The sequence below is a fragment of the Pseudonocardia sp. UM4_GMWB1 genome (assembly GCF_017312155.1).
Classification (GTDB): Bacteria; Actinomycetota; Actinomycetes; order Mycobacteriales; family Pseudonocardiaceae; genus Pseudonocardia; species Pseudonocardia alni.
In genome coordinates this window covers 4,819,175-4,843,954 of record NZ_QJPN01000001.1, presented here as the reverse complement: position 1 = coordinate 4,843,954, position 24,780 = coordinate 4,819,175, and the positions used below count along the sequence as shown (strand labels likewise).

Below are 24,780 nucleotides of genomic sequence, written 5' to 3'. Positions count from 1 at the left end.
CGTGAAGCTCGTGACCGCCATCGTCAAGCCGTTCGTCCTGGAGGACGTCAAGGGCGCCCTGGAGCAGATCGGCGTGCTCGGTCTGACCATCAGCGAGGTCCAGGGCTACGGCCGCCAGAAGGGCCACACCGAGGTCTACCGGGGCGCGGAGTACTCGGTCGACTTCGTGCCGAAGGTCCGCGTCGAGGTCGTGGTCGACGACGCGCTGCAGGACAAGGTCGTCGACGCGGTCGTCGAGGCCGCCCGCACCGGCAAGATCGGTGACGGCAAGGTCTGGGTGACCCCGGTCGAGACCGTGGTCCGCGTCCGGACCGGAGAACGCGGCGCCGACGCCATCTGACCGACGGTCCCTCGCGACGGCCCGTCGCGCTCCCTTCCCGGAGTGCGGCGGGCCGTCCGCCGTCCGGACTCGAATCGGACATCACGGCATGTAAGCGGTCCACTACTCGAACGAACAGGAAGCGGGTGGCGCGGGGCGATGACGGTCCTCGGGTCGGGCGAAGCGGCGGACCTGGTCAAGGCGAAATCGGTCCTCCTGGAATCCAACGGCCGGCACCACCACGGCCCGGAGGCGTTGCGGGCCGCGCTGGTCGACCTGCACGACTTCTGGCTCTCCTCCCGGTGCGCGGCACTCGGGGTCGGCGGTGAGGGCAGCGGGACGGCGCTGGCGGCCGTCGGTGCGCTCGGCCGGCGCGAGCTGTGCCCCTGGTCCGACCTCGACCTCGTGCTCCTGTACGACGGCCGGACCGACGTCGACGCGCTCGCGGAGAAGCTCTGGTACCCGCTCTGGGACGCCGGGATCGGGCTCGACCACTCGGTGCGCACCCCCGGACAGGCCGTGCAGATCGCGGCGACCGACCTGCGGGCGGCCCTCGGGCTGCTGGAGCTGCGGCACGTCGCGGGGGACGCGACGCTCACCGGCAAGGTCCGCGACGCCGTCCGTGCGGCCTGGCGGGCCGGGATGCGCAGCCGCTTCGACGAGATCGTCGACACCACCACCGACCGCTGGCGGCGCAACGGCGACGTCGCCCACCGCATCGAGCCGGACCTGAAGAACGGCCACGGCGGCCTGCGGGACGTGCAGCTGCTCGACGCCCTGGCCACCGCCCAGCTCGTCGACCGGCCGGGGCCCGACGTCGTCGCCGCCCGTGCGCTGCTGCTGGACGTGCGCACCGAGCTGCACCGGCTCTCCGGCCGGGCCCGCGACGTCCTGCGCGCCCAGGAGGCCGACGACATCGCCACGATCCTCGAGGTCGGGGACCGTTTCGACCTGGCCCGCGCCCTGTCGGGTGCGGCCCGCGCGGTCGCCTTCGCGGCCGAGGTCGGGCTGCGCCAGGCCCGCAACGCGCTGCCTCGCCGGGGGCTCGCCGCGCTCCGCCGCCCGCCGGTGCGCAGACCGCTGGACTCCGGCGTCGTCGAGCACGCGGGGGAGGTCGGGCTCGCCCGCGACGCGTCCGCGGCGAAGGACCCGGCCCTGGTCCTGCGGGTCGCCGCCACCGCAGCCCGCACCGGGCTGCCGATCTCCGCGGGCACTCTGTCCCGGCTCGCCGACACCGCCCCGGAGCTGCGCGCACCCTGGCCGCGGACGGCGCTGGCCGAGCTGCTCGCCCTGCTCGGGACCGGCAAGGCCGCCGTCGCGGTGGTCGAGTCGCTGGACCGCACGGGGCTGTGGGGGCGGCTGTTCCCCGAGTGGGGCGCTGTCCGCGACCTGCCGCCGCGGGACCGCACGCACGTCTGGACGGTCGACCGCCACCTCGTCGAGGTCTGTGCCGAGGCCGCCCGGCTCACCACCCGGGTCGCGCGCCCGGACCTGCTGCTGGTCGGCGCGCTGCTGCACGACATCGGCAAGGGCCGCGGCGGTGACCACTCGGTGGTGGGCGAGTCGCTGGTCCGCCAGATCGGCGAGCGGCTCGGGCTGCGCGAGGGCGATCTCGTGCTGCTCGCGGCGATGGTGCGCCACCACCTGTTGCTGCCCCACACCGCGACCCGTCGCGACCCGGAGGACCCGGCGACGGTGTCGCGGGTGCTCGAGACGCTGCGCGAGGCGGTCGCACCGACCGGCCGGGGCGACGCCGACGTGGCGCTGCTCCTCGAGCTGCTCGGCGCGCTGGCCGAGGCCGACTCGCTCGGCACCGGGCCCGGCGTCTGGAGCCCGTGGCGGCGCACCCTGATCCAGGGGCTGGCCGGGCGCTGCCTGTCCGCGCTCGACGGCCGCCCGTTCGTCGAGCCCGGCCCGCCGGACCCGGCCCACCGGGAGATGGTCGGCGCCGTCACGGCGGCGGGGGAGCCGCAGGTCCGCTTCGCAGGCGACGACGACGTCGCGTCGGTCACCGTCGCGCTGCCCGACGGGCGCGGGGTGCTGTCGGCCGTCGCCGGGGTGCTCGCCCTGCACTCGTTGCAGGTGCACACCGCCGACGTGAACGTGTCCGACGGGGTCGCGGTCGAGACGTTCGCGGTGACCCCGCGGTTCGGCGGCCTGCCCGACCCGGCGCTGGTCCGCTCCGACCTGGTGCGGGTGCGCGCCGGGTCGCTGGACCTGGTGCAGGCGCTGGCCCGCAAGGAACGCGACTACGCGCCGTCGACGCCGGAGGTGGAACGGACCGCCCCGCCGCGGGTGCTGTGGTTCGACGACGAGGCCACCGGCGCGGTCGTGCTGGAGCTGCGCGGCACCGACCGCATCGGGCTGCTCCACCACGTCACCGCCGCCCTCGAACGGACCGGGGTCGACCTCGTCTGGGCGCGGGTCGAGACCCTGGGCGCCTCGGTCGTCGACTCCTTCGGCATCGGCGGGTCCCCGGACCGGTCGGCCCGCAGCGAGATCGAGAAGGCGGTCCTCACGGTGGCCGCCGGGCGCGGGGAGGCCCGACCGACGACGTGACGCAGGTCGTGTCGCCTTGCAACAGCGGCCGCCCGGCGACGATCATGCTCGTCGCCGGTGCGGGCCCGCCCGGTGCAGCGTGCGACGAGGAGTGTCGACGTGGACACCGGGAACACCGCCTATCTGCTCGGCAGTGCCGCCCTGGTCATGCTCATGACCCCGGGGCTGGCGCTGTTCTACGGCGGCATGGTCCGCGCCAAGAGCGTGCTCAACATGATGATGATGAGCATCGTCTGCCTCGGCGTGATCGGGCTCGTCTGGGTCGTGTTCGGGTTCTCGCTGGCCTTCGGTGACTCGCACGGGGGTCTGATCGGCGGGTTCGAGCTGGCCGGGATCACCGACCCGGACGCGCTGGTCGGCGACGTGCCGGTGCAGGCGTTCGCGATGTTCCAGCTGATGTTCGCCGTGATCACCGGGGCACTGGTGTCCGGCGCCGTCGCCGACCGTGCCCGGTTCCGGGCCTGGACGCTGTTCGTCGCGGTCTGGGTGGTCGTGGTCTACATCCCGCTCGCGCACTGGACCTTCGCCGTCGACGGAGCGGTGTCGCAGCGTGGCGGCTGGCTGGTCAACACCGTCGGCGCCCTCGACTTCGCGGGCGGCGCCGCGGTCGAGGTGAACTCCGGCGCCTCGGCGCTCGCGCTCGCGCTGGTCCTCGGCGCCCGCCGCGGCTGGCCGCGCGAGCCGATGCGCCCGCACAACCTGCCGCTGGTGCTGCTCGGGGCGGGCCTGCTGTGGTTCGGCTGGTTCGGGTTCAACGCCGGGTCCGCGCTCGCCGCCGGGGCCACCGCGGCCAACGCCTTCGTCACCACGATGACCGCCGCGTCCGCCGCCGTCGTCGCGTGGCTGGTCCTGGAGGACCGGCTCGACGGCCGTCCGACCAGCCTCGGGGCCGCCTCGGCCGCCGTCGCCGGGCTGGTCGCGATCACCCCGGCCTGCGGCTACGTCGACACCTGGGGTGCGCTGGCGATCGGCGTGCTCGCCGGGCTGCTGTGTCAGCTCGCGATCCGGCTGAAGTACCGGTTCGGTTACGACGACTCGCTCGACGTCGTCGCGATCCACGGGATCGGCGGGGTCATCGGCATGCTGATGCTGGGTCTGGTCGCGACCGACGCGGTCAACCCGGCGGGCGCCGACGGCCTGTTCTACGGCGGCGGCCCCGCCCAGCTCGGCAGGCAGGCGCTGTCGGTGCTGGTCGCGGCGGTCTGGGCGTTCGGGATGACGGCGCTGATCGCCTGGGTGGTGTCGCGGACGATCGGCTTCCGCGCCGCCCCCGACGACGAGCACGGCGGCATCGACGAGTCCGAGCACGCCGAGACCGCGTACGAGTTCAGCACGATGCGCACGGCGGGCCGCGGGCCGGCCGGGCGGATCACCGAGGAGGGGGACCGATGAAGCTGGTGACCGCGATCGTCAAGCCGTTCGTCCTGGGCGAGGTGAAGGAGGCGCTGGAGCGTCTCGGCGTGCTGGGACTCACGGTGACCGAGGTCCAGGGCTTCGGCCGCCAGAAGGGCCACACCGAGGTCTACCGGGGCGCGGAGTACTCCGTCGACTTCGTCCCGAAGGTCAAGGTCGAGGTCGTCGTCGACGACGAGCAGGCCGACCGGGTCGTGCAGGCGGTCGTCGACGCCGCGCACACCGGCCGGATCGGCGACGGCAAGGTCTGGGTCGTCCCGGTGGAGAACGTCGTCCGCGTCCGCACCGGGGAGCGCGGCACCGACGCCCTGTAGCCCTGCGGCCGACCGGGTGATCATCACCGGCCCCGCCGCCCCGGCCCACCCCGCGCCCGCCCCACCCGCACCGGGGCGTTGATCAGCACGTTCGCGCCCCGCGGAGGGCGGGAACGTGCGTCTCGCGGCCTGGCGGACCGGGCCGGGGACGGTCCGCGGCGGGCCGGACACACCGGGTGATCGGAACGATCCGGGCGACCGGACCGTTTCACCACACATGACCACCGCCCGTGCCGTGCCGACCGGCGCCGTCCCGCCGACCCGCGACACCGAGCACCGCCCCACCGAGCATCGCCGCGCCGATACCGACGGCACCGGCGTGCCCGTTCGCCCCGGCCCTCCGTCCGACGACGGCCCGGCGGCGCCGCTGGTCGTCGTCCTGCCGGGGCGGTCGCTGCTGCTGGTCGCGGGCCTGCCGGGGGCGGGCAAGAGCACGCTGCTCGCCGGGCTCGACGCCCCGGCGGGTACCCGGGTCCTCGACTCCAAGACCACCCGGGCCGTGCTCGCGCGGCTGCTCCCGGCCGCGACGCCGTACCCGGCCTACCGGTGGCTGACCCACCTGACCCACCGGGCGTCGGTGGTCACCGCGGCCCTCGGCCCCGCGGACACCGTCGTGGTCCACCTGCCCGCGACCGCGCCCCGGGTGCGCGCCGCGATCCGCGCGCTGGCCCGTCTCGGCGGCCGCGCACCGCACCTGCTGTGGCTCGACACCGCCCCCGACCAGGCACTCGATGGCCAGCACGCACGCGGACGGGTGGTCCGTTCGCGCCCGTTCGCGGCGCACGCGCGGCGCGCCCGCGACACCGCCGACGCCCTGCGGGCGGGCACCGAGACCGGCTGGTCCTCGGTCCGTCGCACCGATCGCTCCGGTGCCCGTGGGGGACTGGCGCTGGCCAAGTAGGCTGGTAAGGGTGTTCGACTCCCTCTCCGAGCGGCTCGGATCCACGCTGCGCGACCTGCGCGGCAAGGGCCGGCTCTCCGACGCCGACATCGACGCCACCGCGCGCGAGATCCGGATCGCGCTGCTGGAGGCGGACGTCGCCCTGCCGGTGGTGCGCGGGTTCATCACGCGCATCAAGGACCGGGCCAAGGGGACGGAGGTCTCCCAGGCCCTGAACCCGGCCCAGCAGGTCGTCAAGATCGTCAACGAGGAGCTCGTCGCGATCCTCGGCGGCGAGACGCGGCGGCTGCACCTGGCCAAGGAACCGCCGACGGTCATCATGCTGGCGGGTCTGCAGGGTGCCGGTAAGACGACCCTGGCCGGCAAGCTCGCGCGCTGGCTCCGGGGGCAGGGGCACACCCCGCTGCTCGTGGCCTGCGACCTGCAGCGTCCCAACGCGGTCAACCAGCTGCAGATCGTCGGTGAGCGCGCCGGCGTCCCGACCTACGCACCGCATCCCGGCGCCACCGGCTCCGGTGAGCTCCCCGAGGGCCCCGGCGACCCGGTCGGCGTCGCCCGCGACGGCATCGCGCACGCCCGCGACAAGCAGTACGACGTGGTCGTCGTCGACACCGCGGGCCGTCTCGGCGTCGACGAGGAGCTGATGCGCCAGGCGTCCGACATCCGGGACGCGGTGCAGCCCGACGAGGTCCTGTTCGTCGTCGACGCGATGATCGGTCAGGACGCCGTGGCCACGGCCGAGGCGTTCCGCGACGGCGTCGGCTTCACCGGTGTCGTGCTCACCAAGCTCGACGGCGACGCCCGCGGTGGTGCCGCGCTGAGCGTCCGCGAGGTCACCGGCCAGCCGATCCTCTTCGCCTCGAACGGCGAGAAGCTCGAGGACTTCGACGTCTTCCACCCCGACCGGATGTCCTCGCGCATCCTCGGGATGGGCGACCTGCTCACCCTCATCGAGCAGGCCGAGCAGGTCTTCGACGCCGAGCAGTCCGCGGCCGCTGCCGCGAAGATCAGCTCCGGTGAGTTGTCCCTGGAGGACTTCCTCCAGCAGATGCTGCAGCTGCGCAAGATGGGGCCGATCGGCAACATCCTGAACATGCTCCCGGGGATGAACTCCGGGCAGGCGAAGGCCGCGCTCGAGCAGGTCGACGACCGTCAGATCGACCGCCTGCAGGCGATCATCCGCGGTATGACCCCCGCCGAGCGGGAGGACCCGAAGATCATCAACGCGTCGCGCCGCCAGCGCATCGCGAGCGGGTCCGGCGTGTCGGTCTCCGATGTGAACGACCTGGTCAACCGCTTCTTCGAGGCCCGCAAGATGATGAAGCAGATGGCCGGCCAGTTCGGCTTCGGCGGCGGCGGGCGCAGCGCGACCAAGAAGGTCCCGAAGAACCCGCGCAAGGCCCGGCAGGCCAAGAAGGGCCGGCGCAGCGGCAACCCCGCGAACCGTGCCGCGGCCGGGGCGCCGGACCTGTCGAACCTGCCGCCGAGCCTGCAGCAGCTCCCGCCCGGACTGGGCAACCTCGACCAGCTGCCGCCCGGGTTCGACCCGTCGAAGCTGAACTTCGGCAAGAAGAAGTAGCTAGGGTCGCCACCCATGACCGATCTTCCGGCCGCGGGGTGGCGGCTCCGCGGAACGCTGCTGGGCCCCGACGGTGCCGCGGGCGCCGACCTGTACGTCGACGGCTCCGGGCGGGTCAGCCCGGAGCCGCTGCCCGGGGCGGAGGACCTGGTCACCGACGGCTGGATCGTCCCCGGCCTGGTCGACGCGCACTGCCACGTCGGGCTCGGCCCGGACGGCCCGGTCACCGACCTGGAGGAGTGCGCGGCGCAGGCCCGCGCCGACCGCGACGCGGGCACCCTGCTGCTGCGCGACTGCGGGTCCCCGGTCGACACCTCGCCGCTGCAGGCCCGCGAGGACCTGCCCGAGATCATCCGGGCCGGGCGGCACGTCGCCCGCCCGAAGCGCTACATCCCCGGGCTCGCCGCCGAGCTCGACGACCCGCGCCTGCTCGTCGACGAGGTCCGGGCCCAGGCCGCCCGCGGCGACGGCTGGGTGAAGCTCGTGGGGGACTGGATCGACCGCGCGGCGGGCCCCGACGACGCCGACCTCGCCCCGCTCTGGCCGGACGAGGTGCTCGCCGAGGCCATCGACGCGGCGCACGGGGCCGGCGCCCGCGTCACCGCGCACGTCTTCGGCACCGAGGCGCTGCCCGGGCTGATCCGGGCCGGGATCGACTGCATCGAGCACGGCACCGGGCTCTCCGACGAGCTCATCGAGGAGATGGCCGCCCGTGGCACCGCCCTGGTGCCGACCCTGATCAACGTCGAGACCTTCCCCGGGATCGCGGAGAAGGCGACGCGCTACCCCCGCTACGCCGGCCACATGCGCGACCTGCACGCCCACGCCTGGGAGACCGTCGGACGCGCGATCGAGGCCGGGGTCCCGGTCTACGCGGGCACCGACGCCGGCGGCGGCATCCGGCACGGCCGGATCGCCGACGAGATCGCCGAGCTGGCCCGCGCCGGGCACCCGGACCCGATCGGCGCCGCGAGCTGGGCCGCGCGGTCCTGGCTGGGCCGCCCGGCGGGTCCGGTGCCCGGTGCGCCGGCCGACCTGGTCGTGTACGACCGCGACCCGCGGGGGGATCTCGGCGTGCTGCGGGCCCCGTCGGTGGTCCTGATCCGCGGACGTCGGGTATCAACGGGGGCATGAGCAGTTCGCCCGGGTCGCCGCCGGGACCGCCCGGAGCCTCCGCCGACGACCCGGCCGGCTCCACCCCGTCCGACGCCGCCGGTCCGCCGCCCGCCGGGTGGCCGCCCGCGGGGTGGCCGGGCGGGCCTGCGCAGTACGGCCCTGCCGGGCCCGGGCAGTACGGCCCTGCCGGGCCCGGGCAGTACGGCCCCGCCGGGCCCGGGCAGTACGGCACCCCGGGTGCACCCGGGCAGTACGGCCCGGGTGGTCCGGCGCCCTACGGACCGGGCGCGCCGTACGGTCCGCCGCCGCGGCGCGGGCTGTTCGGGATCGAGCCGTCGCCGCCCCCGCCGCGACCGTTCCGCGGGCTGCTCGCCTTCCTGGTCGTCGAGATCGTGTTCCTCGGCTCGTCGTTCCTGCTGGCGCTGGGCCTGGGGGAGGTCGACTCCGCGCAGGAGGTCCTGCTCGCGATCGTCGTCCCGACGATCCTGGCCGCGCTCACCTGTGTCGTCTGGACCCGGGTGTTCGGCAGCGGGCCGCTGGCCGACCTGGGCCTGCGGTTCCGCTGGGAGGACGTCGGCATCGGGCTGCTGATCGGCGTCGCCGGGCTGTTCGTGACGATCCCGGCCGCGCTGGCCTACCTCTACCTGGTCGGCCCGGACCTGACGACCTCGGTCGGCGTCGCCTTCGAGGGCATCCGCACGACGTGGCCGGTCGCGCTGGCCGTGATGGTCGGCGTCGTGGTGGTCGCCCCGGTCTGCGAGGAGATCGTCTACCGCGGCCTGCTGTGGAACGCCATCGCGCACTGGGTCGGCAACCGATGGGTCGTGTTCGTGCTGACCACGGCGGTGTTCGCGCTGGCCCACCTCGAGTTCCTGCGCGCGCCGCTGCTGTTCGTCGTCGCCCTGCCGCTGGGGGTCGCACGGCTGCTGACCGGCCGCGTCACCGCCGGGATCGTGGCGCACGCGGTCAACAACTTCCTGCCCGGGCTGGCCCTGGCCCTCATGCTGGTCGGGGCCTTTCCCGCGGTCTGAACGACGTCTGGCAGAATGGCCGATCGGGTCCGTGGCCGGCCCTCTACCTGCCACGGCCGACACCTACGAGTGAGCGAGCCCGTAACCCCACGCGAGGCCGGCTGACTCATCGCAGCACGAATCGACATTCGCGAGGAGCACCACAGCGTGGCCGTCAAGATCAAGCTGATGCGTCTGGGCAAGATCCGTCAGCCGTACTACCGCGTCGTCGTCGCGGACTCCCGTACGCGCCGCAACGGCCGGGCCATCGAGACGATCGGCAAGTACCACCCGAAGAACGAGCCGAGCCTGATCGAGATCGACTCGGACCGTGCGCAGTACTGGCTGGGTGTCGGCGCGCAGCCGACCGAGTCGGTGCAGAACCTGCTCGAGATCACCGGCGACTGGCAGAAGTTCAAGGGCCTGCCGGGCACCGAGGGCACCCTGAAGCCGCAGGCCGAGAAGGCCGACAAGCTGGCCCGCTTCAACGAGGCGCTGGCGGCGGCGAACGAGGAGCCGACCACCGCGGCCACCACTCCGAAGAAGAAGGGTGGCGACCGCGTCGGCAAGACCGCTGACGCCGCCCCGGCCGAGGCCGCGACGAAGAGCGACGACGTCGCCGACGCGACCAAGGACGCGGCCGAGCCGGCCACCGAGTCGACCCAGTCGTGACTCTCATGGCGGACGCGCTCGAGCACCTCGTGCGCGGCATCGTCGACCACCCCGACGACGTCCGGGTGGACCTGGTCACCGGGCGTCGCGGTCGGATCCTCGAGGTCCGGGTGCACCCCGACGATCTCGGCAAGGTGATCGGCCGGGGTGGCCGCACCGCCACCGCCCTGCGCAACGTCATCGGTGGTGTGGGCGGTCGCGGCGTGCGCGTCGACGTCGTCGACACCGACCGGTGACGAGCTCCGCACCCGACGACGCCGGCCAGGTCCTGGTCGGCGTCGTCGTACGTGTGCACGGTCTGCGCGGCGAGGTCGTCGTCGAGCCCCGCACCGACGCACCGGCGGAGCGGTTCGCGCCCGGTGCCGTCCTGCAGGGCCACCGGCCCCGCGCGGCGGGCCCCGGGCCGCTCACCGTCACCGGTGCGCGCGCCCACTCGGGCCGCTGGCTCGTGCTCTTCGAGGGCGTGGCCGACCGCGACGCCGCCGAGGCCCTGCGCGGGGTCCAGCTCCGGCTGCCGACCTCCGCGCTCGCCGAGCCGGAGGACCCGGAGGAGTTCCACGTCCACCAGCTGACCGGTCTGCGGGCCGAGCTGGTCGACGGGACCGAGGCGGGCACCGTCACCGACGTCGTCCACGGCCCCGGCGGGTCCCTGCTGGTCGTCCGGCGGCCGGCCGGGCACGAGGCACTCGTCCCGTTCGTCGGGGCGATCGTGCCCACCGTCGACGTGGCGGGCGGACGCGTGGTCCTCGACCCGCCCGACGGGCTGCTCGACCCGCAGGACTGATCCCGGCCCGGCACCCCGTGGTGCCGGGCCGTTCTCGTGGTCGCAGTGTCAACCAGAGTTGACATCCTCGCGGTGTCAATCTATGTTGACGGTTATGAGTGATGCGACGGCGGTGGCCGCGGCGGCGTCCAGCACGGACCCGGCCGTGGGGCTGCGGGCGGTGGTGGCACTGCGCGACCTGCAGGACTCACTGGAGGAGCTGCAGGTCACCAACGCCCGCGACCAGGGATGGTCCTGGCAGCAGATCGCCGACGCACTGCGGATCAGCCGGCAGGCGGTGCACAAGAAGTACCGCAGGCTCGGCCTGTAGACGGGAGACGCACGTGTTCGAACGGTTCACCGGCGAGGCCCGCAGGGTGGTCGTCCTGGCCCAGGAGATCGCACGGACGAGGCGCGCGGGGCGGATCGGGACGGAGCACCTCCTGCTCGGGGTCCTGCGCACCCCCGGTACACCGGGGGAGGAGCTCCTCGCCGCGGCCGGGATCGACGCCCGCACCGTCATCGAGGAGCTCGACCGGGCGGACGGCGCACCCGGTCGCGACGCCGACGCCCTCGCCATCCTGGGCATCGACCTCGACGCCGTCCGGAGCGCGGTGGAGGCGGGCTTCGGGCCCGGCGCGCTCGACCGACCGCGGCGCAGAGGGTGGCGGGCCGGGCACATCCCGTTCGAGCGGTCCTCGAAGAAGGCCCTCGAGCTGGCGCTGCGCGAGGCGATCCGGCTCGGTGACCGGTCGATCGGTACCGAGCACGTCCTGCTCGGGCTGCTGCACCCGGACACCGCGGCCTCGCAGCTGCTCGACCGGTGCGGGACGACGCTGTACGGGACCCGGCGCGCCGTCGAGCGACGGCGGCCCCGCCGGGCGGGCTGAGCCGGGCCCGGTCGTCGGCTCAGTCGTCGGCGCGGTCGGGGTCGTCCGGGTCCTCGGTCGGGTCCACCCGGGTCTCCGCCGAGCGCACCCCGTCGGTCTCCGACAGCGCGGCGGCCAGGCCGGGCAGGTCCCCCCGGCCGTCGAGACGCAGGGTCAGCGCCGCGACCCGGACGCCGTCGGCGGCCACCGAGCCGCGGTGCACGGCCACCCCTGCCACCGAGAATCCGGCCGCGGTGCAGCGCTCCAGGACCCTGCGCAGGACGCCGTAGCCGTCGTCGTAGCGGATCCGCAGCACCGGCGGGCGACGACGGTGCCGCCGCACCACCCGCGCGACCGGCTGCAAGCCCCGGGTCACCAGGAAGTGTGCCGCCGTCGTCAGGACGGCCAGCGGGGCGAGGCCCGCACCGCACGCCGTCCCGACCGCGGCGGCCAGCCAGATCGTGGCCGCGGTGGTGAGCCCGCGCACGACGTCCTGCCGGACGAAGATCAGCCCGGCACCGATGAACCCGATCCCCGACACGATCTGGGCCGCGATCCGGGACGGGTCCAGCGCGACGTGCTCGGTCGCGAGCAGGTCGGCGAAGCCGTACTTCGAGATGACCATGAACACCGCCGCGCCGACGCCGACCAGCACGTGCGTGCGCAGACCGGCGCTCTTCGCGCCGGCCTCGCGTTCCAGGCCGATCGCCGTCGTCAGCAGCAGGGCGAGCAGCACCGGCGGCAGCAGGCTCCACTGCGCCGCCGTCGACCAGAGTGGCTCGGCCCAGGATTCCGGCATCGCACGACCTCCTTCTGCACGGGGGGACGGGCGCCTGCGACGATCCGCGCCGTGCGGATCGACGTCGTCACCATCTTCCCGTCCTACCTGCAGCCGTTGCGCGAGGCACTGCTGGGGCGGGCGATCGACCGCGGGCTGCTCGAGGTCGCGGTGCACGACCTGCGGGACTGGACCCACGACGTGCACCAGGCCGTCGACGACTCCCCGTACGGCGGCGGGCCGGGCATGGTGATGCGCCCCCAGGTGTGGGGCGAGGCCCTCGACGACGTGCTGGCCACCCCCGACCTGCCCGCCCGGCTGGTCGTCCCGACCCCGGCCGGACGGCCGTTCACCCAGGCCACCGCGCACGCCTGGGCTGCCGAGGAGCGGCTGGTGTTCGCCTGCGGCCGCTACGAGGGCATCGACGAGCGTGTGCTGCTCGACGCCCGGGCCCGCGGCATCACCGTCGACGAGGTGTCGATCGGCGACTACGTGCTCGTCGGCGGGGAGGTCGCCGTGCTCGTGATGGTCGAAGCCGTCGCCCGGCTGCTGCCCGGGGTGCTGGGCAACCCGCGCTCGGCCGCCGAGGACTCCTTCTCCGACGGGCTGCTGGAGGGCCCGTCCTACACCCGTCCCGAGGTGTGGCGGGAGCTGGCCGTGCCGGACGTGCTCCGCGGCGGCAACCACGCCGCGATCGCCCGCTGGCGGCGCGACCGGGCCCTGGAACGGACCCGGGACCGGCGTCCCGACCTGCTCGACGCGCTCGGGCCGGACGCCCTGGACGCCGCCGACCGCGCCGCACTCGCCGCCGGGCGCCCCGACGACGACGCCGACCCCCCCACCGCCTGAGCGTTCCCGCCGGTGGGCGGCGCCGGCCCGGCTCCGGGGCCGGCGCGGGGGACCGTTCCGCCGTCGCCCGGCGGGCCCCCACCGGCGACCGGCGGTGCCCGGTCCGTCCGGTACGACCGGGCCCGCTGAGCCGCTCCGGGGCCCTCGCACCACCGGGTGTCCGGAGCGATCTGCCCGTCTGGCACTATGGACGGGTTGCCAGCGCCGCGTGTGGTGCCCGGTGACGGTCACGTGTGCCCCCGGTCCCGCCGGTGGTGCCGGCCGTGCCGAGCCCGCCACGTGAGGAGCGTGGTCGCCGTACGGCACACGCCCCGTGGCCCGGGCGCGATCCCGGATCGACCCGGGACCGGCACCGCACGACCCGCACGAACGACACACGAGGACGGACCGTCGACATGAACACCCTGGACGCACTGGACGCGGAGACCCTGCGCTCCGACATCCCGAACTTCCGGCCCGGGGACACCCTCAAGGTGCACGTGAAGGTCATCGAGGGCAACCGCACCCGTACTCAGATCTTCCAGGGCGTCGTCATCCGCCGCCACGGCTCGGGTGCCCGCGAGACCTTCACCGTCCGCAAGATCTCGTTCGGCGTCGGCGTCGAGCGCACCTTCCCGGTGCACACGCCGAACATCGAGAAGATCGAGGTCGCCACCCGCGGTGACGTCCGCCGGGCGAAGCTGTACTACCTCCGCGACCTCCGCGGCAAGGCCGCGAAGATCAAGGAGCGTCGGGAGACCACCGCGTCCTGACCGTCACCCTGTCGTGACGGACCGGTGACGTAATCTCGACGCGTGGCCTTCCCCGAGCTCCCCGACGACCGCCGGGCCCGCCCCCGGCGGTATCGCGGCAGCGATGTTCCCGAGCGCCCCGGTCGGCGGCGGGCCCCCGAGGACCCGCCGCCCGCCGGTGGTGAACCGGGCGGCGACGAGCAGCAGTGGCTGCTCGGGACCGCGCTGCAGCACGGGGTGCCGGCCCGGGACGGCTTCGCGGACGGTGAGCCCGAGGGCGCACCGCGCGGGGTCCGTACCCGGCACGCGGGCCCGGAGGACGGCGCCGACGAGGCCCGTCCCCGCGGGCGTCGCTACCGCAACGGTTTCGACGAGCTCGCCGCCGGACGTTCCGGGCGACACGGCGTCGACGCGGGCGGCCCGCTCCCCGAGGAGCGGCCCGCCCCGGCCACCGAGGGCCCGGACACGCTGCGGGCCCGCTACGCGGCCCGGCTCAACCGGCCCGACGCCTCCGAGCCCGGCGCCGCACCGAACGGCAGGCCGTGGCCGCCGCCCGGCAGCCGCCCGGAGCAGGCCCCGGGCCCCCGTCGTCCGGCGCCGCCGGCCGGGCGCCCCGAGGGCACCGGTCGTCACGGCGTCCGCCCGGGCCCCGACCAGCCCGCCCCCGACGGCGGACCCGGTCGCCGGGCCTCCGGGGTCGACCCGTCCGCGGCCCCGTCCGCCGGGTTCGATCCGTCCGCCGCACCGCCCTTCCGCGGCCCCGATGCGCCCCGGCGCAACGGCCGGCCCCCCGCCGCCCCCGGCTTCGGCCCGTCCGTCCCCGCGCCCGGCGCCCCCGACGGCCACGCCCCCCGCGGCCACGGCGTCGACGGCTACCCGGCGGACGGTCGTGCGCCCGAGGGCCACGGGCCCGACGGGTACGCGCCCGGGGGCCCCGGCCGCCCCGACCCGCGCGGTCGCGCCCCCGGCCGGCCGGCCGGCCGCGGCCGGTCCGCCGAGTACTCCGACGGCGCCCGCCCGGAGCCCCGCCCCGGCGGTGGTGCCCCCGGTCGCCGGCCCGTCGGCCCGCCCGTCGACGGTGCCGCACCGACGACCCGCCGTCCCGTCCCACCGGACGCCGACGGGGCCCCGACCACCCGTCGCCCGGCCCCGCCGGACCCCGACGCCGCCGCGACCACGCGTCGCCGGGTGCCTCCGGAGGCCGACCCGCGGCGCACCCGCGCGGCCGCCGCCCCGGTCGGCGACGACGTCGACGTCGACGCCGGGACCGCCGCGGGCCCGTACCCCGGCGCCGACGCGCCGGCGCGACCCCCGCGCCGGCGTCGCCCGGCCGTCGCCCCGGCGGAACCGGCAGAGGACCCCGACGACGTCCCCGCCGACCCGCAGGACGCGTCGGACGAGCCGGAGCGCGCCACCGGTGGCCGCGCCGCGCGCCGCAGCGGCCCCGTCGGCGTCGGCGGCCGGATCGCCGCCCTGACCGGCCGCGGCTCCGCCACGGCCGCGGCGGGCGACGAGAAGCCCAAGACGGCGTTCTGGAAGGAGATCCTGCTCCTGGCCGGGGTCGCCATCCTGCTGACGGTCCTCATCCAGACCTTCCTCGCGAAGGTCTACGTCATCCCGTCGGGCTCGATGGAGACGACGCTGCACGGCTGCACCGGCTGCAACAACGACCGCGTGCTCGTCGACAAGGTCACCTACAACTTCACCGACATCACCCCGGGCGACATCGTCGTGTTCCGCGGCACCGACGGCTGGGCCAGCGAGACCTACAGCGGCGAGGGCAGCGAGAACCCGCTGCTCAAGGGTCTGCAGTCGCTCGGCTCGCTGGTCGGCATCGCCCCGCCCGACGAGAAGGACTTCGTCAAGCGGGTGATCGCCGTCGGCGGCCAGACCGTCTCCTGCTGCGACGCGCTGAACCAGGTCGTCGTCGACGGGCAGCCGCTGGAGGAGCCCTACATCTACTACCTGCCCGAGGCGGGCCCGGCCCGGCAGATCCCGTTCGGCCCGATCACGGTCCCCGAGGGCCAGTACTGGATGATGGGCGACTCGCGGAACAACTCCGCGGACTCCCGGGCGGCCGGGCACGGCCCCATCCCCGAGGCCAACATCATCGGCAAGGTCCGGCTGATCGTGCTGCCCTTCGACCGGTTCGGCTGGGTCAGCGCGGTCGACCCGCAGACCACCGCCGAGGCGGCCGGGCTCCCGGGGCTGCCCGGCGGGGTGCCGCTGGCGCTGGGCATCCTGGGGACCCTGCCGCTCGCGGCCGGCCGGCGACGGGCTCTGCTCGCCCGTGCCGAGGCCGAGCGTTTCCTGCCCGCGACGCGCCCCCCGCACGGGTGGCGCCGGAGAGCCTGACCGGGAGCACCGTGCCGGTTCCGCCCAGCCGCGCCCGTCCCACCGGACGGCCGCGTGCCCGCCGACGTCCCGTACGGGTCCTGCCCGACGGGCTGCGTCCGCCGCGCGCCGTCGTCCGCGACGGCGGCACCTGGACCCTGCAGACGGTCCTGCAGCGCCACGGGCTCGGCCCGGTCGCCGGCGTCGACGAGGCCGGTCGCGGTGCGAGTGCCGGACCGCTGGTCGTCGCCGCGGCGGTGCTGCGGCCCGCGGACGCGAAGGCCCTCGACGGGTTGACCGACTCCAAGCTGCTGACCCCGGCCGCCCGCGACCACTGGTACGACCGCATCCGCGCCCGGGCGCTGGACCACGCCGTCGTCGTGATCCCGGCGGCCGAGGTCGACCGCCGCGGGGTGCACGTGGCCAACATCGAGGGCATGCGCCGCGCGGTGGCCGCGCTGGGCGCGGTCCGGCCCGGCTACGTCCTGACCGACGGCTTCCCGGTCCGCGGCTTCGGCCGCCCCGCCCTCGCCGTGCCGAAGGGGGACCGGGTGGCGTCCTGCGTCGCGGCGGCGTCCGTGCTGGCCAAGGTCACCCGGGACCGCATCATGACCGCGCTCGACGCCGAGCACGACCGCTACGGCTTCGCCGTGCACAAGGGCTACAGCACCCCGGACCACGAGGCCGCGCTGCGCGCACACGGGCCCTGTCCGGAGCACCGGTTCTCCTTCGCGAACGTCGCCGCGGTGGCCGGGCGCGAGGTCCCGGCGGGGCTGGTCCACAATGGGGCACTCCCCGAGCAGGAACCCGACCCCGGAGACCCGGAGGACACGGTCGGGGCGTGGGAGCCGTTGGAGATCGTCACAGGAGGAGCGGGCCGGTGAGCGCCGAGGATCTCGAGAAGTACGAGACCGAGATGGAGCTCACGCTCTACAAGGAGTACCGCGACATCGTCGCCCAGTTCTCCTACGTCGTGGAGACGGAGCGTCGGTTCTACCTGGCCAACTCCGTCGACGTCGCCCCACGCAACGCCGACGGCGAGGTCTACTTCGAGGTCCGCATGTCCGACGCGTGGGTGTGGGACATGTACCGCCCGGCGCGGTTCGTCAAGAACGTGCGGGTGGTGACGTTCAAGGACGTCAACATCGAGGAGCTCGACACCCCTGACCTGCGACTCCCCGACGACGACCAGTTCCCGGGCTGAGCGCGTAGCAGACCCCACCGACGGACCCGCCGCTCCGGCGGCGCGGCCGGCGGTGCCCATCCCCAACCGGCGGATCCGTCCACAGCCGGCCGATCCACCCCCGCGGGCGGCCCACCCGGCCCGATCGTGGACCCATGGCAGCGAAGGACGAGCTCGGCCGTCGCGGTGAGGACACCGCCGCCGAGTACCTCGAGCGGGCACACGGGATGGTCGTGCTCAGCCGCAACTGGCGGTGCGCGCACGGCGAGATCGACATCGTCGCGGTCGACCCGCAGCAACGGCTGGTGTTCTGCGAGGTCAAGACCCGTTCCGGGCTCCGGTACGGCGAGCCCGCCGAGGCGGTGACCCGCCGCAAGACACGCCGGATCCGGCTGCTGGCGAAGGCGTTCATGGCCGCCCACCGGGTGAGCTGGGTCGAGATCAGGTTCGACGTCGTGGCGGTCCTGATCCGGCCCGGCCGGCCGGTCACGCTCACCCACTACCCGGCGGCGTTCTGATGCGGCCCCCGGCACGGATCTGGTCGGTGGCGCTGCACGGCGTCGACGGCGTCCCCGTCGAGATCGAGGCGGTCATCGGCGGCGGGATGCCCGGGGTGCACCTCGTGGGCCTGCCCGACGCCGCCCTCAACGAGTCCAAGGACCGGGTCCGGTCCGCGATCGTGCACTCCGGCCGCACCTGGCCCAACGAGCGGATCGTGCTCGCCCTCTCCCCGGCGACCCTGCGCAAGACCGGCAGCCGGTTCGACCTCGCACTGGCCCTGGGTGTCCTCGTCGCCGCGGATGCGGTGCCACCCGACCGGCTGCGCGGCACCGCGCTGCTCGGCGAGCTCGCCCTCGACGGCAGGCTGCGACCGGTGCTCGGCGTGCTGCCCTGTCTGCTCGCCGCGCGCGACGCCGGGATGGTCCGCGCCGTCGTGCCCCGTGCCGCGCTCGCCGAGGCCGCGCTGGTCGACGGGATCGAGGCGTTCGGTGCCGACAGCCTCGGCGACGTCCTGGACTGGGCGTCGGGCAACCGGCTGCTGCACCGGCACGACGGCGCGCAGGAGGCGGCCCGGGCCGTCGCGGCGCCCGAGCTGGCCGACGTGCTCGGCCAGCACGACGCCCGGCGGGCCCTGGAGATCGCCGCCGCCGGCGGGCACCACCTGCTGATGGTCGGCCCACCCGGCACCGGCAAGACGATGCTGGCCCAGCGCGTGGTGGGGCTGCTGCCCGCGCTCGATCGCGCCGAGGCGCTGCAGCTCGCCGCGATCCGCTCGGTGGCCGGCCGGCTCGGCGACAGCGGGGCACTCAGTACGTGTGCGCCGTTCGTGGCGCCGCACCACTCGGCGTCGACCGCGGCGCTGCTCGGCGGGGGCAGCGGCGTCGCCCGGCCCGGTGCGGTGTCGCTGGCCCACCGCGGGGTGCTCTTCCTCGACGAGTGCCCGCACTGGCCCGCCTCGGTCCTCGACGGGCTGCGCACCCCGCTGGAGGAGGGTGAGGTCCGGCTGTCCCGCGCCGACGGCACCGTGCGCTACCCGGCCCGGTTCCAGCTCGTCCTCGCGGCGAACCCGTGCCCGTGCGCACCGCCGATCGACCGCGACTGCACCTGCCGCCCCGACGTCCGCCGACGCTACATGTCCCGGCTGTCCGGCCCGCTGCTCGACCGGGTCGACCTGCGGGTGGCGATGGAGCCGGTGACCGCGTTGCGGGTGACCGAGCAGCGGGGCGAGGACACCGCGACCGTCCGCCGCCGGGTGCTCGACGCCCGCGCCGCCGCCGTCGCGCGCTGGTCGGAGCACGGGTGGCGGTGCAACGCCGAGGTACCCGGCCCCGCCCTGCGGACCCGCTTCCCACTGCCCGCCCGGGTGATCGCACCGCTGGAGGCCCGGCTGCGGGCCGGGGATCTCAGCGCCCGCGGCGCGGACCGCGCGCTGCGGGTCGCGTGGACGCTCAGCGACCTCGCCGGGTCCGAACGGCCCGACCGAGGCCTGGTCGACGCGGCGCTGTACTTCCGCGAGCGGGGTGCCGCGTGAGCGCCCCGGTCCCGGCCGTCCGCCCGGGTACCGACGCCGGCACGGTGCCCGAGGAGGTCCTGCGCGCCCGCGCCTACCTGCTGCGCTGCGTCGAACCCCCGAACCGGCACCTCGTCGCCCTGGTCGACCGGTACGGGCCGGTCGAGGCGGCCGACCGGCTGCGTCGCGGAGCCGTCCCCGACGAGCTGCTGCGCGCCGCGGCGGCCCGCCGGGGCACCGACCGCTCCGGCGCCGACCTGGAGGCGGCCGCGGCCGCCGGGGCCCGGCTGCTCGTGCCGGAGGACCCGGGCTGGCCGTCGTGGCCGTTCCGGTCGTTCGCCGAGGCCCCGCGGGCCGACCTCGCGCCCCCGATCGCGCTGTGGGCCCGCGGGCCGGGGGAGATCGCGACGCTCGCCGACCGGTCGGTCACCGTCGTCGGGTCGCGTGCCGCGACCCCGTACGGGCTGAACGTGGCCGCGGACTTCTCCGCGACGCTGGCCCGGCGCGGCGTCGCGGTCCTCTCCGGCGCCGCGTTCGGGATCGACGCGGCCGCGCACCGCGGCGCGCTCGCCGTCGACGGCGCGACGGTCGCGGTGCTGGCCTGCGGCCCGGACCGCGTCTATCCGGCCGCGCACACCGGTCTCCTGGAACGGATCGCCGCGACCGGTCTGGTGCTCACCGAGTACCCGCCCGGCACGATCCCCGGGCGGCTGCGGTTCCTCGTCCGCAACCGGCTGCTGGCCGCACTCGGTGTCGGGACCCTCGTCGTCGAGGCCGGGGCACGCAGCGGGACGAAGCGCACCGCCGCCGACGCGACCGCGCTCGGGCGCCCGCTGATGGCGGTGCCGGGCCCGGTGACCTCGGGGATGTCGGTCGGCTGCCACGAGCTGGTCCGCTCCCACCAGGCGGGCCTCGTCGGGCGGCCCGAGGATGTCCTGGAGGTCGTCGGCCGGCTGGGTGTGGACCTCGCCCTGCCGCCGCAGGGGGAGTCCCGCCCGACCGACGGGCTCGACCCGCGGGTGCTGGCGGTCCATGACGCGCTGCCCGCCCGGGCCGCGTGGCCGCCGGGACGGATCGGGGAGGCCGCGGGCGTCGGACCCGACGAGCTGCGCGCGGCGCTGACCGAGCTGGAGGACCGTGGGCTCGCCGAGTACCACCAGGGGCTGTGGCAGCGTCCGGCACGCCGGGCGGGTCCTTGACCGGGGCCCCGTGGCGGCGGACCGTCCGGACATGGCGCGCACAGAGTCCTCCGGTCCCGCGACCACCGGACCGGTCCCCGGTGCGGTCGACGGACCGGCCGTGGGCCCGGCGGGCGCCCCTGCCGCGGGCGCCGGGTCCGCAGGGAGCGCCGGGTCCGCAGGGGGTGGCGGGGCTGCAGGGGGTGACGGGGCAGCAGGGGGTGACGGGCTCGCGCCGGACGTCGCCACCGCGCTCGAGGAGTTCACCGGGCACCTGCGCCACGAGCGGAACCGTTCGCCGCACACCGTCCGCGGCTACCGCTCGGACCTCACCGACCTGCTCCGCGGGCTCCCCGGCCTCGGTGCGCTCGACCTGGACCACCTGCGCCGGCGGCTCGGCGCGACGCACGCCGCAGGCGCCGGGCAGGCCACCGTCGCCCGGCGCACCGCCGCGGCCCGCACGTTCTGCGCCTGGGCGGTGCGCACCGGGCGGCTCGACCACGATCCGGCCGCCCGGCTCGGGTCGCCGCGCGCGGGCACCGTCCTGCCGGAGGTGCCTGCCGCGGCGGAGACCGCGGCGGTACTGGCCGCCGTGACGTCCGGCGCGGCGGAGGACGCCCCGGAGGCGCTGCGCGACCTGCTGGTCCTCGAACTGCTCTACGCGACCGGGATCCGGGTCGCGGAGCTGTGCGGGCTGGACGTCGGGGCGGTCGACGAGTCCACCCGTACGCTGCGGGTCCGGGGCAAGGGCGACCGGGAACGGACCGTCGTGTTCGGGGTCCCCGCCGCGCGCTCCCTGCGCCGCTGGCTCGACCACGGCCGACCGGCGCTGGCGACCCCGTCGTCGCCGCCGGCGCTGCTGCTGGGCGTGCGGGGCGGGCGGCTGGACCCGCGCGTCGCACGGACCGTCGTGCACCGCGCGATCCGGGCGGTACCGGGCGTCCCCGACGTCGGACCGCACGGTCTGCGGCACGCCGCGGCGACCCATCTGCTCGAGGGCGGAGCAGACCTTCGTTACGTACAGGAGTTGCTCGGTCACGCTACGCTGTCGACGACACAGCTCTACACGCATGTGACCGTCGACCGGTTGAAGGTGGTTCATGACCAGGCGCACCCTCGGGCCTGAGGCGTCCCCCACGACGCCCCGCCGTCCCGACGCGTTCCCCACCGCCCTGGCCACGGCCCTCGACCGGAGGGCCGCAGGCGCCGACATGCCCCGCGCGGCCGTCCTCGTACCGGTCCCCGACCCACCCGGGCACCCGCGCCGCGGCCCCCGCGACGTCACCACCGGACGACCGTCGGCGGGCGTGGCCCCGGCGTGCATCGCACTCGTCCCGGCGACGGGCCGGGCGCCCCGCGACACGCCCGACGGCGCACCGGATCACCTGAACGAGACCGTCGAGCCGGCTGTCGTGCCGCTGTGGCGCGAGTTCCTCGCCACCCGCGCCCCCGCCGCGCGACGATGCCTGGTCGAGCACCACGCCCCGCTCGTACGCGGTGTGGGGACGAAGCTGGCGGTGCGGTTGCCGTCGTCGATCGAGCTCGCCGACCTGCTGCAGTCCGGGACGTTCGGTCTGATGGAGGCCGTCGACCGGTTCGACCCCGGCCGCGGGATCCGGTTCGAGGCCTACGCGGCCCAGCGGGTCCGGGGCGCCATGCTCGACGAGCTGCGTTCCCAGGACTGGGTGCCCCGCACCGTGCGGGCGCGCAGCCGCGAGGTCGAACGGGCCCGTGAGGCGGTGCAGTTCCGCTCCGGGCGCCCCGCGACCGACGGCGAACTCGCCGCGGAGCTGGGCGTCGCGGTGCGCGACCTCCGTCAGGCCCGGCGGCCGATGTACCTGGTCAGCGCCGAGGACCTCGGCGCGGGCGGCCCGGCGGGCTCGCCGCTGTGGACGCTCCCGGCCGACGACTCGGTGGACCCGGTGACCGCGGCGGTCCGGAGGGAGACCGGGGCGGAGCTGCGTGCCGCGATCGGGCTGCTGGGGGAGCGGGACCGGCTGGTCGTGCGTCTCTACTACGTCGAGAACCGGACGCTGGCCGAGATCGGCGGGGTCCTCGGGGTCACCGAGTCCCGGGTCTGCCAGCTCCACGCCCGGGTGATCACCCGGCTGCGGGCGTCGATGCAGCCGGCGCTGGCGGGCTGACCCGGTCCGGAGCGTCCTCCGCGGTCTCCGGCGCCCCCTCCCAGGGGAGCAGCCGCACCCGGGGAGGCCGCAGCAGGACCAGTGGGTCCAGGTGGTCGAGCCGCTCCCGGCGCACGCCCCAGTGCAAGCAGGCCGCGATCGGGCACCCGATGTGCCCGGGTTCCAGCGTCCCCACCGGGTCGCCCCCGGCGAGCCGCGTCCCGGCGACGACAGCGGCGGTCACCGGCTCGTAGGTGCTCCGCAACCCGTCGGGGTGGTCGACGGAGACGACGCCGCGCCCGGCGATCCGCCCGGCGAACACCACCACCCCCTCCCGTGCGACGAGCACCGCCTGCCCGGGGGAGCCGCCGAGGTCGGCGCCGCGGTGCCCGCGGCCGTAGCGGAACGCGGGCTTGCGGAACACCGCGGTGACCGCCGGTGGCGGGAGCAGCGGCCACGCGTAGTCCGCCCCCGGGGCCGGGATCCCCGCTCCGGGCGGCCGCGGCGGCGTGGGCGCCGGGCCCGCTCCGTCCGGGGGCCCGCCCGGAGCGGGCCCGTGGCCGGGCGGAGGCGGGATGCCGTCGGCCCCGGGAGGTGGCTCCGTGGTCGGGACGACGGTCTCCGACGCCGCGACCGCCGCTGAAGGGACCACCGCTGAAGGGACCACCGGTGCGGCGACCGCCGCCCCCGGCGGCACGAGCGCCACTCCGGTCACCACCACGGCGAGCAGCACCGCCCCCGCCCGTAGGCCGGCCCGCCATCCCGGCAGGGACGCGTGACACGGGCCCCGGGGCGGGGGAGCGGGCGGCGAGGGGAGAGGCACCCGTCCAGCCTGCGGCGACGACCGCTCGTCGCCGGGGTGGACCGTCGTCCTGTGGACGTACCGGCCGGTTGTGGACAACCGCCGCCGGAACCGGGCTCCGCCGCGATCGGCCCGAAGGCCCCGGCGTACACTGGAGGCCGCACCACGTCCGTCGTGGTGACTTCGCGCGCCCGCTCGCCCGTCGCGCCGTTCCCCCAGGGTACGGCGTCGGGAGCGGAGGCCGGGCGGTCCTGCCATCTGACGTCGCACGCACGTGCGACCCGGGGGGCGGGTCCGGCTCCGCCGCGGGCGCCAGGGTGGTCCGCCGACCGGTGGGCCCACGAACCGCCTGCGCGGCATCCGCCGCGCCCGACCGAGAGGTGAACGCAGGCCATGGCCGTCGTCACCATGAAGCAGCTGCTCGACAGCGGCGTGCACTTCGGGCACCAGACCCGTCGCTGGAACCCGAAGATGAAGCGCTACATCCTCACCGAGCGCAACGGCATCTACATCATCGACCTCCAGCAGACGCTGTCGTACATCGACCGCGCCTACGAGTTCGTGCGCGAGACCGTCGCGCACGGTGGGACGATCATGTTCGTCGGCACCAAGAAGCAGGCCCAGGAGGCCATCGCCGAAGAGGCGGCCCGGGTCAACATGCCGTACGTGAACCAGCGCTGGCTGGGTGGCATGCTCACCAACTTCCAGACCGTCCACCGTCGCCTGCAGCGCCTCAAGGAGCTCGAGGCGATGGAGCAGAACGGTGGCTTCGAGGGCCGCTCCAAGCGCGAGATCCTCACGCTGACCCGGGAGAAGGACAAGCTCGAGAAGACCCTCGGCGGTATTCGCGACATGTCCAAGGTCCCGTCCGCCGTCTGGATCGTGGACACCAAGAAGGAGCACATCGCCGTCGGCGAGGCCCGGAAGCTCAAGATCCCGGTCGTCTCCATCCTGGACACCAACTGCGACCCGGACGAGGTCGACTTCCCGATCCCGGGCAACGACGACGCGATCCGCTCGGCCGCGCTGCTGACCAAGGTCATCGCCAAGGCCGCCGCCGACGGACTGGTCTCTCGTGGCCAGCGCCGGGGCGAGGGTGGCGAGGCCGCCACGGAGCAGCCGCTCCCGGAGTGGGAGCAGGACGTCCTGGCGGGCAACGAGGTCGGCTCCGACGGTGCCAGCCTCTCCGCCGCGGGTGGCGACGGTGCGGCGGTCGCGACCGCCCCCGCGTCCACCAGCAACGGCACCCAGAACTGAGTGCGCGCACCCGGCGGGC

At 75.6% G+C, this 24,780-nt stretch carries 26 protein-coding genes; 24 read left to right on the top strand and 2 right to left on the bottom strand.

Annotated features, from left to right (window positions below):
* Position 1 precedes the first annotated feature (1 nt).
* The 13 genes from DMP15_RS22665 to DMP15_RS22605 all read left to right on the top strand — a co-directional run bounded on the left by DMP15_RS22665 (position 2) and on the right by DMP15_RS22605 (position 11,536).
* Positions 2-340, top strand: coding sequence for a P-II family nitrogen regulator (locus tag DMP15_RS22665; RefSeq protein ID WP_062401001.1), 339 nt, complete (start codon positions 2-4; stop codon positions 338-340).
* A 138-nt stretch (positions 341-478) separates the two neighbouring features.
* Positions 479-2,878 (top strand): [protein-PII] uridylyltransferase, encoded by a 2,400-nt coding sequence (locus tag DMP15_RS22660; RefSeq protein ID WP_337826417.1) that lies wholly within the window; start codon positions 479-481, stop codon positions 2,876-2,878.
* A 99-nt stretch (positions 2,879-2,977) separates the two neighbouring features.
* The gene (locus DMP15_RS22655; RefSeq protein WP_217266943.1) at positions 2,978-4,270 is read left to right on the top strand and encodes an ammonium transporter; all 1,293 of its coding nucleotides are present in this window, start codon (positions 2,978-2,980) and stop codon (positions 4,268-4,270) included.
* Complete coding sequence (locus DMP15_RS22650) at positions 4,267-4,605, top strand: P-II family nitrogen regulator (RefSeq protein WP_062401005.1); 339 nt, start codon at positions 4,267-4,269, stop codon at positions 4,603-4,605. Before DMP15_RS22655 ends, DMP15_RS22650 begins: the two co-directional genes overlap by 4 nt.
* Before the next feature lie 217 nt (positions 4,606-4,822).
* On the top strand, positions 4,823-5,506 hold the full coding sequence (locus DMP15_RS22645; protein ID WP_161152516.1) for an AAA family ATPase: 684 nt from the start codon (positions 4,823-4,825) through the stop codon (positions 5,504-5,506).
* A 10-nt stretch (positions 5,507-5,516) separates the two neighbouring features.
* On the top strand, positions 5,517-7,085 hold the full coding sequence (gene ffh / locus DMP15_RS22640; RefSeq protein ID WP_073578181.1) for a signal recognition particle protein: 1,569 nt from the start codon (positions 5,517-5,519) through the stop codon (positions 7,083-7,085).
* Between the two features lie 15 nt (positions 7,086-7,100).
* On the top strand, positions 7,101-8,219 hold the full coding sequence (locus DMP15_RS22635) for an amidohydrolase family protein (RefSeq protein WP_073578180.1): 1,119 nt from the start codon (positions 7,101-7,103) through the stop codon (positions 8,217-8,219).
* A complete protein-coding gene (locus DMP15_RS22630) occupies positions 8,216-9,232 on the top strand; it encodes a CPBP family intramembrane glutamic endopeptidase (RefSeq protein WP_337826416.1) in 1,017 nt (338 codons plus the stop codon). Before DMP15_RS22635 ends, DMP15_RS22630 begins: the two co-directional genes overlap by 4 nt.
* A 147-nt stretch (positions 9,233-9,379) precedes the next feature.
* Positions 9,380-9,883, top strand: a complete 504-nt coding sequence (rpsP, locus tag DMP15_RS22625) for a 30S ribosomal protein S16 (protein WP_073578179.1) — start codon at positions 9,380-9,382, stop codon at positions 9,881-9,883.
* 5 nt (positions 9,884-9,888) lie between these two features.
* Entirely contained in the window at positions 9,889-10,119 is a 231-nt protein-coding gene (locus DMP15_RS22620; RefSeq protein ID WP_149663515.1) for an RNA-binding protein, read from the top strand.
* Positions 10,116-10,667, top strand: coding sequence for a ribosome maturation factor RimM (rimM, locus tag DMP15_RS22615; protein ID WP_073578178.1), 552 nt, complete (start codon positions 10,116-10,118; stop codon positions 10,665-10,667). Before DMP15_RS22620 ends, rimM begins: the two co-directional genes overlap by 4 nt.
* Positions 10,668-10,761: 94 nt before the next feature.
* A complete protein-coding gene (locus DMP15_RS22610; RefSeq protein ID WP_073578177.1) occupies positions 10,762-10,977 on the top strand; it encodes a helix-turn-helix domain-containing protein in 216 nt (71 codons plus the stop codon).
* A 13-nt stretch (positions 10,978-10,990) separates the two neighbouring features.
* Positions 10,991-11,536, top strand: a complete 546-nt coding sequence (locus DMP15_RS22605) for a Clp protease N-terminal domain-containing protein (protein WP_073578176.1) — start codon at positions 10,991-10,993, stop codon at positions 11,534-11,536.
* A 19-nt stretch (positions 11,537-11,555) separates the two neighbouring features.
* Here the strand turns inward: DMP15_RS22605 and DMP15_RS22600 are convergent, their stop codons facing one another.
* Positions 11,556-12,314 carry an MgtC/SapB family protein gene (locus DMP15_RS22600; protein WP_337826415.1) on the bottom strand — a complete coding sequence of 253 codons (759 nt, stop codon included), beginning with the start codon at positions 12,312-12,314 and terminating at the stop codon, positions 11,556-11,558.
* Positions 12,315-12,365: 51 nt separating this feature from the next.
* On the opposite strand from DMP15_RS22600, the gene trmD reads away from it, so the two are divergent.
* From trmD to DMP15_RS22550, 10 genes are all read left to right on the top strand, one after another.
* Positions 12,366-13,142 carry a tRNA (guanosine(37)-N1)-methyltransferase TrmD gene (trmD, locus tag DMP15_RS22595; RefSeq protein ID WP_337826414.1) on the top strand — a complete coding sequence of 259 codons (777 nt, stop codon included), beginning with the start codon at positions 12,366-12,368 and terminating at the stop codon, positions 13,140-13,142.
* 395 nt (positions 13,143-13,537) lie between these two features.
* Entirely contained in the window at positions 13,538-13,894 is a 357-nt protein-coding gene (rplS, locus tag DMP15_RS22590) for a 50S ribosomal protein L19 (protein ID WP_060714490.1), read from the top strand.
* A gap of 42 nt (positions 13,895-13,936) precedes the next feature.
* The gene (gene lepB / locus DMP15_RS22585; RefSeq protein ID WP_337826413.1) at positions 13,937-16,228 is read left to right on the top strand and encodes a signal peptidase I; all 2,292 of its coding nucleotides are present in this window, start codon (positions 13,937-13,939) and stop codon (positions 16,226-16,228) included.
* A 92-nt stretch (positions 16,229-16,320) separates the two neighbouring features.
* Positions 16,321-17,091, top strand: coding sequence for a ribonuclease HII (locus tag DMP15_RS22580; RefSeq protein ID WP_083659125.1), 771 nt, complete (start codon positions 16,321-16,323; stop codon positions 17,089-17,091).
* Positions 17,088-17,411: a DUF2469 domain-containing protein gene (locus DMP15_RS22575; protein ID WP_020627284.1), complete on the top strand. Its 324-nt coding sequence runs from the start codon at positions 17,088-17,090 to the stop codon at positions 17,409-17,411. The genes DMP15_RS22580 and DMP15_RS22575 overlap by 4 nt, the downstream gene beginning before the upstream one ends.
* Positions 17,412-17,545: 134 nt before the next feature.
* Complete coding sequence (locus DMP15_RS22570) at positions 17,546-17,908, top strand: YraN family protein (RefSeq protein WP_337826412.1); 363 nt, start codon at positions 17,546-17,548, stop codon at positions 17,906-17,908.
* The gene (locus DMP15_RS22565) at positions 17,908-19,422 is read left to right on the top strand and encodes a YifB family Mg chelatase-like AAA ATPase (RefSeq protein ID WP_337826411.1); all 1,515 of its coding nucleotides are present in this window, start codon (positions 17,908-17,910) and stop codon (positions 19,420-19,422) included. Before DMP15_RS22570 ends, DMP15_RS22565 begins: the two co-directional genes overlap by 1 nt.
* The gene (locus tag DMP15_RS22560) at positions 19,419-20,600 is read left to right on the top strand and encodes a DNA-processing protein DprA (RefSeq protein ID WP_337826410.1); all 1,182 of its coding nucleotides are present in this window, start codon (positions 19,419-19,421) and stop codon (positions 20,598-20,600) included. The genes DMP15_RS22565 and DMP15_RS22560 overlap by 4 nt, the downstream gene beginning before the upstream one ends.
* Positions 20,601-20,631: 31 nt before the next feature.
* Positions 20,632-21,705 carry a tyrosine-type recombinase/integrase gene (locus DMP15_RS22555; RefSeq protein ID WP_337826409.1) on the top strand — a complete coding sequence of 358 codons (1,074 nt, stop codon included), beginning with the start codon at positions 20,632-20,634 and terminating at the stop codon, positions 21,703-21,705.
* Positions 21,680-22,723: a FliA/WhiG family RNA polymerase sigma factor gene (locus DMP15_RS22550; RefSeq protein ID WP_073578172.1), complete on the top strand. Its 1,044-nt coding sequence runs from the start codon at positions 21,680-21,682 to the stop codon at positions 22,721-22,723. The genes DMP15_RS22555 and DMP15_RS22550 overlap by 26 nt, the downstream gene beginning before the upstream one ends.
* Here DMP15_RS22550 and DMP15_RS22545 read toward each other — a convergent pair.
* Positions 22,680-23,126, bottom strand: a complete 447-nt coding sequence (locus tag DMP15_RS22545) for a M23 family metallopeptidase (protein ID WP_337826408.1) — start codon at positions 23,124-23,126, stop codon at positions 22,680-22,682. The two genes, DMP15_RS22550 and DMP15_RS22545, sit on opposite strands and share 44 nt — an antisense overlap.
* A gap of 771 nt (positions 23,127-23,897) precedes the next feature.
* On the opposite strand from DMP15_RS22545, the gene rpsB reads away from it, so the two are divergent.
* The gene (gene rpsB, locus DMP15_RS22540; protein WP_161152314.1) at positions 23,898-24,761 is read left to right on the top strand and encodes a 30S ribosomal protein S2; all 864 of its coding nucleotides are present in this window, start codon (positions 23,898-23,900) and stop codon (positions 24,759-24,761) included.
* Positions 24,762-24,780: the final 19 nt, after the last annotated feature.